Source organism: Burkholderia sp. LMG 13014, assembly GCF_905232215.1.
GTDB lineage: Bacteria > Pseudomonadota > Gammaproteobacteria > Burkholderiales > Burkholderiaceae > Burkholderia.
Genome location: NZ_CAJNKE010000171.1, coordinates 1 through 11045, shown reverse-complemented (window position 1 = coordinate 11045; position 11045 = coordinate 1). Strand labels below are relative to the sequence as shown.

The 11045-nt window shown below is 67.9% G+C and carries 11 protein-coding genes; 6 read left to right on the top strand and 5 right to left on the bottom strand.

Going from position 1 to position 11045, the window contains the following annotated elements; genetic code table 11:
- Positions 1 to 661: 661 nt before the first annotated feature.
- Positions 662 to 1810, bottom strand: coding sequence for a galactonate dehydratase (dgoD, locus tag JYJ84_RS18110; protein ID WP_175221658.1), 1149 nt, complete (start codon positions 1808 to 1810; stop codon positions 662 to 664).
- Between the two features lie 222 nt (positions 1811 to 2032).
- On the opposite strand from dgoD, the gene JYJ84_RS18105 reads away from it, so the two are divergent.
- Positions 2033 to 2665 (top strand): FadR/GntR family transcriptional regulator, encoded by a 633-nt coding sequence (locus tag JYJ84_RS18105; RefSeq protein ID WP_235995892.1) that lies wholly within the window; start codon positions 2033 to 2035, stop codon positions 2663 to 2665.
- Positions 2666 to 2688: 23 nt separating this feature from the next.
- Here the strand turns inward: JYJ84_RS18105 and JYJ84_RS18100 are convergent, their stop codons facing one another.
- Positions 2689 to 2934: a DUF1272 domain-containing protein gene (locus tag JYJ84_RS18100; RefSeq protein WP_122946198.1), complete on the bottom strand. Its 246-nt coding sequence runs from the start codon at positions 2932 to 2934 to the stop codon at positions 2689 to 2691.
- Between the two features lie 145 nt (positions 2935 to 3079).
- Here JYJ84_RS18100 and JYJ84_RS18095 point away from each other — a divergent pair, with 145 nt between their 5' ends.
- Positions 3080 to 3427 (top strand): GFA family protein, encoded by a 348-nt coding sequence (locus JYJ84_RS18095; RefSeq protein WP_043190717.1) that lies wholly within the window; start codon positions 3080 to 3082, stop codon positions 3425 to 3427.
- 34 nt (positions 3428 to 3461) lie between these two features.
- Here the strand turns inward: JYJ84_RS18095 and JYJ84_RS18090 are convergent, their stop codons facing one another.
- Positions 3462 to 6569: a transglycosylase domain-containing protein gene (locus tag JYJ84_RS18090; RefSeq protein ID WP_175221659.1), complete on the bottom strand. Its 3108-nt coding sequence runs from the start codon at positions 6567 to 6569 to the stop codon at positions 3462 to 3464.
- A gap of 409 nt (positions 6570 to 6978) precedes the next feature.
- Here JYJ84_RS18090 and JYJ84_RS18085 point away from each other — a divergent pair, with 409 nt between their 5' ends.
- Positions 6979 to 7371, top strand: coding sequence for an MAPEG family protein (locus tag JYJ84_RS18085; RefSeq protein WP_175221660.1), 393 nt, complete (start codon positions 6979 to 6981; stop codon positions 7369 to 7371).
- A gap of 141 nt (positions 7372 to 7512) precedes the next feature.
- Positions 7513 to 7797 carry a PAAR domain-containing protein gene (locus JYJ84_RS18080; RefSeq protein ID WP_175221661.1) on the top strand — a complete coding sequence of 95 codons (285 nt, stop codon included), beginning with the start codon at positions 7513 to 7515 and terminating at the stop codon, positions 7795 to 7797.
- 58 nt (positions 7798 to 7855) lie between these two features.
- Here JYJ84_RS18080 and JYJ84_RS18075 read toward each other — a convergent pair whose 3' ends face one another.
- The gene (locus JYJ84_RS18075) at positions 7856 to 8167 is read right to left on the bottom strand and encodes a cupin domain-containing protein (protein WP_175221662.1); all 312 of its coding nucleotides are present in this window, start codon (positions 8165 to 8167) and stop codon (positions 7856 to 7858) included.
- A 67-nt stretch (positions 8168 to 8234) separates the two neighbouring features.
- Entirely contained in the window at positions 8235 to 8918 is a 684-nt protein-coding gene (locus tag JYJ84_RS18070) for a DJ-1/PfpI family protein (RefSeq protein WP_175221663.1), read from the bottom strand.
- A gap of 117 nt (positions 8919 to 9035) precedes the next feature.
- Between JYJ84_RS18070 and JYJ84_RS18065 the strand changes: the two genes are divergently transcribed.
- Complete coding sequence (locus JYJ84_RS18065) at positions 9036 to 10007, top strand: GlxA family transcriptional regulator (protein WP_175221664.1); 972 nt, start codon at positions 9036 to 9038, stop codon at positions 10005 to 10007.
- 181 nt (positions 10008 to 10188) lie between these two features.
- Positions 10189 to 11045: LysR family transcriptional regulator (locus JYJ84_RS18060; protein WP_186248683.1), on the top strand; the 857-nt coding region annotated here is incomplete at its 3' end.

Below are 11045 nucleotides of genomic sequence, written 5' to 3'. Positions count from 1 at the left end.
ATGCCTAGTCTCGTGGGCTCGGAGATGTGTAAACGAGACAGCGCTGCACCTGCTCGCGACGGCCGTGTGGGGCGGCCTCGTGCTCGCGGGCGGGCTCGCGGTGCTGCCGGTGCTCGGTTCGTCGGTCGCGCGCGGCGCGCTGATCCGCATCGGCCAGCACCTGTCGCGTACGTCGATCATCGCGGTCGTCTTCGTGCTCGGTACCGGCGCGCTCAACGCGATCCGCGGGCTCGGCGGTTCGCTCGCGCCGCTCGACGGCAGCACGTGGGGGCGCGTGTTGCTGCTGAAGCTGCTGCTCGTCGCGCTCGCGCTCGTGCTCGGCGGCCTGAACCGCTTCTCGGCGCTGCCGCGCCTGCGCCGCACCGCGTCGACCGAGGATGCGCACACGTTCCGCAATATCCTGCATCTCGAAGCGCTGACGATGATCGGCGTGTTCGTCGCGGCCGCCGTGCTGTCGTTCAGCGTGCCGGGGTTCGCGGCCCTCGGCTGACGGCAGGGCTTGCGCGCAGAGGCGCGCCGCAAGGCCGCCCGCGCGCACCCGGCACATGCCGGGCGTCGCACTGCACATGCAAAAACGGCTGCCCGTCGGGCAGCCGTTCTCGAATCGATACTTACCGCGGCATACCGCACGGGCCGCAGCCGCGCGCGCTGCGCATCGCGCTCACCACTCGGCGACGCTGCCATCCTCATGGCGCCACACCGGGTTGCGCCAGCGGTGGCCCGCCTTCGCCATCTCGCGCACCTTCTCCTCGTTCACGTCGATGCCGAGCCCCGGGCCCTGCGGGATCGCGACGAAGCCGTCCTCGTAGCGGAACACCTCGGGGTTGCGCAGGTAGTCGAGCAGGTCGTTGCCCTGGTTGTAGTGGATGCCGAGGCTCTGCTCCTGGATGAACGCGTTGTAGCTGACCGCGTCGAGCTGCAGGCACGCGGCAAGCGCGATCGGGCCGAGCGGGCAGTGCAGCGCGAGCGCGACGTCGTAGCTTTCCGCGAGCGTCGCGATCTTGCGGCACTCGGTGATGCCGCCCGCGTGCGATGCGTCGGGCTGGATGATGTCGACGTAGCCGCCCGCGAGGATGTGCTTGAAGTCCCAGCGCGAGTACAGCCGCTCGCCGAGCGCGATCGGCGTGTTGGTCTGGTTGACGATGTCGCGCAGCGCCTCGGCGTTCTCCGACAGCACCGGCTCCTCGATGAACATCAGCTTGTACGGGTCGAGTTCCTTCGCGAGCACCTTCGCCATCGGCTTGTGCACGCGGCCGTGGAAGTCGACGCCGATCCCGACGTGCGGGCCGACCGCGTCGCGCACCGCCGCGACGTTCGCGATCACCTGCTCGACCTTGTCGTAGGTGTCGACGATCTGCAGTTCCTCGGAGCCGTTCATCTTCACGGCCTTGAAGCCGCGCTCGACCACCGCGCGCGCATTGCTCGCGACGTCGCTCGGCCGGTCGCCGCCGATCCACGAATACACCTTGATGCGATCGCGCACCTGGCCGCCGAGCAGCGCATGCACGGGCACGCCGTGATGCTTGCCCTTGATGTCCCACAGTGCCTGGTCGACACCCGCGATCGCGCTCATCATGATCGGGCCGCCGCGGTAGAAGCCCGCGCGGTACATCACCTGCCAGTGATCCTCGATCAGCAGCGGGTCGCGGCCGACGAGGTAGTCGGCCAGTTCCTGCACCGCGGCTTCGACCGTATGCGCGCGGCCTTCGACGATCGGCTCGCCCCAGCCGACGATGCCCTCGTCGGTTTCGATCTTGAGGAACAGCCAGCGCGGCGGGACGACGAAGGTTTCGAGGCGGGTGATTTTCACGATGCGGGTCTCCAGGGTTGACCGGCGCGGGCAGTCGGGCGCGGCGCACGGTCGCGTGCTTTCGCGGTTATCCTAGCGCAGCCCGATAAAAAATAGTATTAATAGCACTATTGTGCAGATAGTGAGATAGTGGGCAGCCGGCACGCCCGGGTACCGGCTTAACGGAGAACGATCATTCGACGCGACCTGCATGGACAGACGGCCTTCCGGCTCGCCACGGCGATCCTGCGCGGCGACTACCCGCCCGAGTCGCTGCTGCCGAGGGAGCCCGACCTGATGGAGATGTACGGTGTGAGCCGTACGGTGATGCGCGAGGCGCTGCGTACGCTCACGTCGAAGGGGCTCGTCGAATCGCGGCCGAAGATCGGCACGCGCGTGCGGCCGCGCGGCGTATGGAACCTGCTCGACGCCGATCTGCTCGACTGGTACGCGCGCGTTGCGCCGCCGCTCGCGTTCGCGCTGAAGCTGCAGGAAATGCGCGAGATGGTCGAGCCGTATGCGGCCGCGCTCGCCGCGCGCATGCATACGCCGGACACGTTCGACGCGATCGACGGCGCAGCGCGCGCGATGGCCGCCGCGCGCAACGTCGACGAATGGGTGCGCGCCGACCTGCGTTTTCACCTGAGCGTGCTCGAGGCCGGCGGTAACGAACTGCTGGTGCCGCTCGGCACGCTGATCGATCGCACGCTCGAGGCGCAACTGCATCTGAATGCACGCCGCGCGGACGTGTACAACGCATCGCTCGCCGAGCACACGGCCGTCAGCGACGCGATCCGCGTGCGCGACGAGGACGGTGCGCGCCGCGCGATGGCGGCGTTGCTCGCGGTGACGCGCGCGCGGATCGAGATGTCGTGACGGGCGCGCGCGGTGCGGCGCCGTCAGGCGTTCGCGCAGCCGCCGGGCTTCAGCACGCGTTGCGTCGATGCCGGATATTTCGCGAGCAGGCGCGCCGGCCGCCGCGGGCGGGCAACCAGCTCGCCGCCGCAGTTCGGGCACTGGCCTTTGAGGATCTGCTCGTCGCAGGTCGAGCAGAACGTGCATTCGAACGTGCAGATGCGCGCCTCCGCGGAATCGGGTGGCAAGTCCTTGTCACAGCATTCGCAGCCGGGGCGCAGTTCGAGCATGGGTGTCTCCTCGTTCTGAAAGGGGGGCGCCGCCGGGCGTTGCGGGCCCCGCGGGTGCGCGCTACTGTACGCGCATCGAATCGGCTTGGCCAACGGCGCTCGTCCGGGCGCCGTCGATGCGCACGGGCCGCACCGGGAGACGACCATGCTTTATCGCGGAAGCTGTCACTGCGGAGATGTGAAGTTCGAGGCGGAAGGCGACCTGCAGGGCGTGATGGCCTGCAATTGCTCGATCTGCCAGCGCAAGGGCGCGCTGATGTGGTTCGTGCCGCGCACGAGCATGACCCTGCTCACGCCCGACGAGAACCTGGCGACCTACATGTTCAACAAGCACGTGATCAAGCACCGCTTCTGCAAGCGCTGCGGGATTCACACGTTCGGCGAAGGCGTCCACCCGAACGGCACCGCGATGGCCGCGATCAACGTGCGCTGTCTCGAGGATGTCGATCTCGACGCGCTGCCGGTCACGCACTACGACGGCCGCTCGCACTGAGCGGCGCGTCGGCGCATGAACGGTCGCGTGGCCGTCAGGACGGTTGCGCGGTAGCGGCACCCGGCGCGGGCGTTTCCGCCTGCGGGGCAGGGCCCGCGGTGCGCTTACCGGTGCCGGCCGGGCGTTCGATCAGCGGCGCGAGCGCCGGTGCCATCGACTTCAGCAACTGCACCGCCATCGCACTCGTGAAGTCGTAGCGCGCCGCATACGGTTCGTGTGCCGTTGCGGTCAGGACCCCGAAGAACCGGTCGCCGAGCACGAACACGAACGTGCCGCTGCGATTGACCTTGCGCGACTCGATCAGCCGCGCGCCGCGCGCATAGACGTTGAAGCGCTGGTCGCCGGTGCCCGTCTTGCCGTACACGTCGAGCGTCTTGCCGTCGGGCAGCGTGAAGCCGCCCGCGAGGCGGCGCGCGGTGCCGTTGAGCACGACGTCGCGCAGCAGCGTGTGCGCCACGTTGACGATCTCCGGCGACAGCATCGGCTGCGGCTGCGCGGCCGCGCGCGCGAAGCGCGTTTCGTACGGCGTGCCTTTCGCGAAATCGAGCCGCGTGATCGTCTCGGTCGGTGCTTTCTGGCCGCCGTTCGCGATCAGGCCGATCAGTTTCGCGAGTGCGTCCGGCTGGTCGCCCGATGCGCCGATCGCGGCCGCGTACGACGGCGTGACTTCCGCGAACGGGTAGCCGAGCGCACGCCACGACTTCGTGATCTCCGCGTACGCGCGCAACTCGACCATGCGGCGAATGCGGCGGTCCTGGGTCGCGTGGTAGCGCGTCTTGTACAGCCACGAGTACGTGTAGAAACGTGCATCGCGGCTGTCGCGCTGGACGTCGGCGAGCGATGCGCTCGGGTGCGCGCGCAGGTAGTTGAGCGTCCACAGCGCGAGCGGATGCACGCTCGCGATATAGCCGCGATCGTTGAGGTTGAAGCGGTCGATCGCATACTTCGCGTAGAGCTTGGCGAGGTCATCGTCGGACAGTGTCGCGGCCGGCGTGCCCTTCAGTTGCACGCGCATCTGCGCATCGAACCACGCGAGCGATTCGTTCGGCGCGACGCTGCGCAGCACCGTCGCGATCTTCGGCGGCGACTTGCGCACGTCCTTCAGCATCAGCGCGAGCGCGTCGTCCGGCGCCTTGCCCGCATAGCGCGTGTAGTAGCGCTTCACGTAGACCTGGCTTTCGCCGTCGACGAACTGCTGCAGGTAATGCTGGCGCTGCTCGGGATCGCCGAGCCACGACGACGACGGGCCGGCCGCCTGCAGCGTTTCGTAGTGGACGATGTCGCGCATCAGCCGCACGAACACGAGGTTGACCGAATGCTCGAACGCCGTGTGCAGCGTCAGGATCCGGCCGTTGTCCGATTTCTCGAAGTTCGAGAATACCTGCGCGCCGCCGCCCGTGTAGAACACGTCGGGGCTCGCCGAATACTTGCGTTCGACGGCCGCGTCCAGCATCGCCTGCAGCGAGTGATCGCGCGTATGCGACAGATAGTCGAGCGCCCAGTGCGACAGCCCGTCGAGCGGGTCGGGCTTCACGCGGGCCAGCTCCGCATTCGACAGGTTCGCGTAGCGCGCATGCAGGTCGGACACGATCTGCAGGTACGTGATCAGCGTGCGCAGCTTCGCGGTCGAGCCGAGGTTGATGCGGCCGCCGCGATTGACGTCGAACGGTTCGTTCACGCTGTCGGTCTGCACGCGCAGCAGGTTCGCGCCGTTGCGGTGTTCGTACAGCGTGAAGCTGTACGTGAGGTGCGACGGGTCGTCCTTCGGCGCAAGCATCTCGAAACCGTACAGGCCCGCTTTCTGCGCGCCGTCACGCGTCGATGCCTGGGCGAGCCGTTCGGCGACCGCCTGCTGCACGCCGTTGTCGAGCGTACTGGTCGCCTGCAGGTCGAACTGGTCGAGCTGGTACAGGTCGCTGATGCCGAGCGCCGACAGCAGCGACGCGCGCGCGGACGTCACGGCCTTGCGCGACACGAACGACTGCACGTGCGCGGCGGCCGGCGGTGCGCTGCGTTCGATCTGCGCGGCGAGCGCGGCGTCGCGCAGCGCGGGCGAGATCACGCCGCCGTTCGACAGCAGCCGCAGGTAGCTGTCGGTCAGCTTCTGCAGCGCCGGATAGCCGCGGTTGAGGAAGTACGACGGCGCGCGCTGCGCGATGATCAGCGACAGCACTTCGCGGAACGTCTTGCCCTGTTCGTCGACGTTGTCGCCGGTGGTCGGCGCGGACAGGATGCGGTTCACGTCGTTGAAGTCGCGGCCGTACCACGCGGCGAGACCGTCGCCGATGCCGGTGATTTCACCGACATGCGGCCGCGCGGCGAGCGGTACGGAATTCAGGTAGCGCACGACGATGGTGCGGCGCGCGGGCATCGTCTGCGGGCCGTTCAGGTACGCGCGCACCGATGCGGACGCGATCTGCCGCAGTTTTTCGGGCGGCGTCGCGGTGCGGCCCTCGGGCGAATGGCGGAACTTCTCGATCTGCGTCGCGAGTGTGCTGCCGCCCGGGCGCGCCTGATGGCGGTTGACGACGTGCAGCGCCTGGTCGGCGACCGCGCGCCCGAAGCGCCCCCAGTCGATTGCCGGGTTGCGGTTCGGCTCGTTCGCGTCGAGCAGGTAGCGATCCTCGATGAACAGCAGCGAATCCGCGACTACGGGCGGCACCATGTCGAAGTCGGCGTAGACGCGCTGCGGGAACACGGTCGTGAACAGCGGCGCGCCGGTCGAGTCGAACAGCATCAGGCCCGCCTGGTCCTTCTCTTCGAACGGCAGGAACAGCCCGCGATCGCCGAGCGACAGCATCCGCTGCGAATCGCGCGCCTGCTTGCTGACGACGAAGCCGCGCGCGAGCAGCCGCTCCTGGAACGCCGGAATCATCGCGTAGCCGAGGCGCTGGTCGTACGGGCCGTTGGCGGGGAAGCTGATGTGATCGCTCGGGCCCGTCTCGACCGTGTAGCCGACGTCGCGGGTGAGCTCGGACAGGTAGTGCGCCTGCAGCCGGGACGTTTCGATCTCGCTCTGCACGAGTCGCGCAACGATCGCCACGGCGATCAGCAGCGCGGCCAGCAAAGACCACTTGACCCACGTCCAGACCGATGCGAGACCGGTCACGCGCGGCAGGATACGATTCAGCGGCCGATTCATGGCGGCGTCTCCCTGAAGGCACGGGCTCCGGCCGCACCCCATTAAGGATTAGTGTAGTCCTCCGCAGCGGGCTGCCAAGGGCGTTCACTACCGAGATGCGCCGACGCAACGGGCGTGCCTGTGCGGTGGGGCAACCGACGTTGCGGTGCGCCGTGGCGGCGTAACGTTTGCGCGTTTCAGGCCGGAGCACCCGCGTGGCAAGGGTGTCGGCGGGCAGGCCCGGACGACCGGGCCCGCGCACGATGCACCGGTTTCGTGCGGTGCGGCAGGGCGACAATTCGGGCCGGAACCCACCCGTAAAATCGTCGCTGTCGTATGAAGATGCTGCGGGTTTCCGCGATAGCCGCGCACGCAGGCCGCGGGTAGGATCGTCGGATGTGCGGCGCTTTCCGCTTTCGCCGGGAGTCCCATGCCGATCCATCCCGTCGCGCTCGTGTGCACGGCCATCCTCGGGCTGCTGCTGTTCGGGCTCGGGCTCGTCGTGTCCGTCACGCGCTTTCGGAGCACCACCGGTTCCGGGTGTGCCCCCGATCCGGCGAACGGGTTGCACAAGATCGTGCGCGCGCACGGCAACACAGCCGAATACGCGCCGTTTCTCGCGGTGCTGTTTCTCTATTTCGGCACGCACGATCCATCGCGCGCGATCCTGGCGCTGATCGTCGCGGCGACCGTGTGCCGCTGTCTGCTCGTGATCGGATTGCTCGCGTGGCCGACGATGGCCAACCCGAATCCCGTCCGTTTCGTCGGCGCGCTCGGCACGTATCTGTGCGGCGCCGCGCTGTGTATCGCGTTGTTCGTCTGAGTGGTGGCAAGTGGCGGCATACAGCACAAGTCCTGACGGGGCGGCCGCGGCGAGCGGTGATACGCCCGCGATCGACGGGCGGATTCCGACCGCCTGCGCGCTGCTGCGTTGCACGGCATTTCCGACGGAAGAGCCGACAACATGAGCCGCAAATTCATTCTGAAGGGCGACACGACCGACCACGGCGGCGTCGTACTCGACGGGATCGCCAATTCGTCGTTCGACGGACGCGAACTCGCCTATCTCGGCGCGCCGGTGTTCTGCGCCGCCTGCAAGTCGCCGGGCGTGATCGTGTCGGATGGCAGCGAGCGGACGATGACCGTGATGGGCAAGGTCGTCGCGCTCGAACACGACCTGTGCCAGTGCATGTGCACGCCGCAGCCGAAGGTGATCGCGTCGCAGGCCACCGGGACGATCACCGGATGAAACCCGCCGCGCGGATGCGGTTGCCATCCGCGCGGCGTCAGCGTATGGCCGCCGGCCGTCAGACGCTGCCTTCGGTTTCGATCACGAGGATGCGTGCTTCGCCGAGCGGATGCGCAACGTGCTCGGTACCGGCCGCCGCGTGGAACACGTCGCCCGTTTCGAGCACCGTCGCGTGCTCGACGCCTGCTTCGCGATAGCGCATCTCGACGCGACCGTCGAGCACTGCGAATACTTCCTCACCGTCGTTCACATGCCATCGATACGGCTGGTCGGTCCAGTGCAGGCGGACCGTGGTGCCGTTCAGGTTCGCGATGTCGAGCGCGCCCCACGCACGGTCTGCGGTGAACGTGGCGCTGCGGATGATGTTCATCGATGGGTTCTCCGGCGCGAATGCGCGTCGTCTTCCAGTTTTCGAGTCAATGTCCCGACGTCCGCATTCAGCTCGACATCGCGCGCAGCGCCTGTTCAATCGTCTCCTTGCGTTTCGCGAAGCCGGCCGCCGAGCGCTCGGTGACGCGCTTCACGACCGCTGCCGGCGCGGTGTCGGGTGAACCGGCGTCGAACGGCGGCGCGGGTGCGTATTCGAGCTGCAGCTGGATCGCCTGCGCTTCTTCTTCGCCGGCCAGCTCCGCGGCGATCGTCAGTGCGAAGTCGATGCCGGCCGTGACGCCGCCGCCCGTGATCAGGTTGCCGTCGCGCACGACGCGCTCGCGCACGGGCACCGCGCCGAGCGGTTCGAGCAGCGCATGGAACGCCCAGTGCGTCGTCGCGCGCCGCCCGCGCAGCAGGCCGGCGACGCCCAGCAGCAGCGCACCCGTACAGACCGACGTCACGTAGCGCGCGGCGGCCGCGCGCTGCTGCACGAATGCGATCGTCTCGGCATCGAGCAGCAGCGCGTTGATCCCGATCCCGCCCGGAATGCAGATCACGTCGAGCGGCGGGCAGTCGTCGAACGTACAGGTCGGCGCGAGCGCGAGCCCGCTGCTCGACGCGACGGTGTCGCGCGACTTCCAGATCAGATGGACAGTGGCGTCGGGCAGCGACGCGAGCACGTCGTGCGGGCCGGTGAGATCGAGTTGCTGGACGCCCGGAAACACGAGAAAGCCGATATGCAGGGTCATGCGAAAACTCCGAATGGAAGGGGAACGAACCGTTGCGGGCACCGGATGGACAGATCGATTCTAGGCGCGTAGTGTTTGGCGAAATTGCCATATCACCCACGTTTTCAGCCAATCGCCATGCCTGCCGCTCCGCGTTCGATCCTGGTCCTCGCGTTCCCTCGTGCGCAGTTGCTCGACGTGTCGGGGCCGCTGCAGGTGTTTGCGTCCGTCAACGAGCTCGCGCTGGAGCGCGGCCAGCCGGCGCCGTATGCGCCGCGCGTCATCGCAGCAGAGGCGGGGCCGGTCGAGACGTCGTCGGGCCTGGTCGTGATGGCGGAATCGCTGCGCTCGGCTGCGCGCCATCCCGATACGCTGATCGTCGCCGGCGGCAAGGGCGTGCATGCGGCATCGAAGGATGCGCGGCTGGTGCGTTGGGTGCAGCAGCAGGCGGCGCGCACACGGCGCGTGGCATCGGTCTGCACCGGCGCATTCCTGCTCGCCGAGGCCGGCCTGCTCGACGGGCGGCGTGCGGTCACGCACTGGGCGCGCTGCGACGAATTCGCGGCGCGCTATCCGAACGTGCGCGTCGAGTCCGATCCGATCTTCATCCGCGAAGGCGCGCTGTGGACTTCGGCCGGCGTGACGGCCGGCATCGATCTCGCGCTCGCGCTGGTCGAGGAGGATCTCGGGCGCGCGACCGCGCTCGACGTCGCGCGCGAACTCGTCGTGTTCCTGAAGCGCCCGGGCGGGCAGGCCCAGTTCAGCACGATGCTGTCGATGCAGCGCACCGACGACCGGTTCGGCGAACTGCACGCGTGGATGGCCGAGCACCTGGCGGACGACCTGTCGGTGCCCGCGCTGGCCGAGCGCGTGCGCATGAGCGAGCGCAGCTTCGTGCGCCACTACCGCGCGGGAACCGGCCGCACACCCGCGCGCGCGGTCGAGCAGATCCGCGTCGAAGCTGCGCAGCGCCTGCTCGGCGAAACGGCCTGGCCCGTCAAGCGGATCGCCGCGCGGTGCGGCTTCGGCTCCGAGGAGACGCTGCGACGCTGTTTCGTGCGCGTGCTGGGCGTGTCGCCGCAGGGGTATCGCGAGCGATTCGTGCGGTAACGCACGACGGGCGGCTGCGATCGGGGCCGGAACGATTGCCGGGTGAGACTGAACGGAAATCGATCGTTTTCCAGCCCGAAATGCCGAAACTATTCAGGATCGTAGAACAATGGGTGGGGGCTTGTGCCGCGGCCGTCGCGCGCTCTATTCTGTTTCGTTGGCGATTCGAAGGGGGAGCAGCATGGACCGAATCCAGGCAATGGAAGTTTTTACCCGGGTGGTCGACGCGAACAGCTTCACGCGTGCGGCCGACACGCTCGCGATGCCGCGCGCGTCGGTGACGACCATCATCCAGAACCTCGAGGCGCTGCTCGGCGTGCGCCTGATGCACCGGACGACGCGCAGGCTGTCGCTGACGCCGGAAGGGGCGGCGTACTACGAGCATTGCATGAAGATCATCTCGGAGATCGCGGAGGCCGACGCGAGTTTCCAGACCGGCAACCGCAAGCCGAGCGGCGTGTTGCGCGTCCATATGCCGAGTTCGCTCGGGCGGCGCATCGTGCTGCCGTCGCTGTCGATTTTCCGGCAGCGCTATCCGGACATCACGCTCGAACTGGGGCTCTCCGATCGCTACGTGGATCCGGTCGAGGAGGGCATCGACTGCATGATCCGGGTGGGCCCACTCGAGGATTCGTCGATGGTCGCGCGGCGGATCGGGATGCTGAAGCGCGTGACGTGTGCGTCGCCCGATTACCTCGCGCGTCACGGCGAGCCGCACGAGATTGCCGATCTCGCCGAGCATCACGCGGTGAATTTCCGTTCGAGCCACGGCGCGCGGGCGATTCCGTGGGTGTTCATGATCGACGGCAAGCCGTTCGAGGTGCGGATGAACGGAAGTGTCACGGTCAACGATTCGGATGCCTATGTGACGTGCGGGCTCGAAGGGTTCGGGATGATCCAGCCGACGCTGTTCATGGTGCTGCCGAACCTGCTCGACGGCTCGCTGGTCGAGGTGCTGCCGGACTGCAATCCGAAACCGAAGCCGATCTCGATCGTCTATCCGCACAACCGGCATCTGTCGCAGAAGGTGCGCGTGTT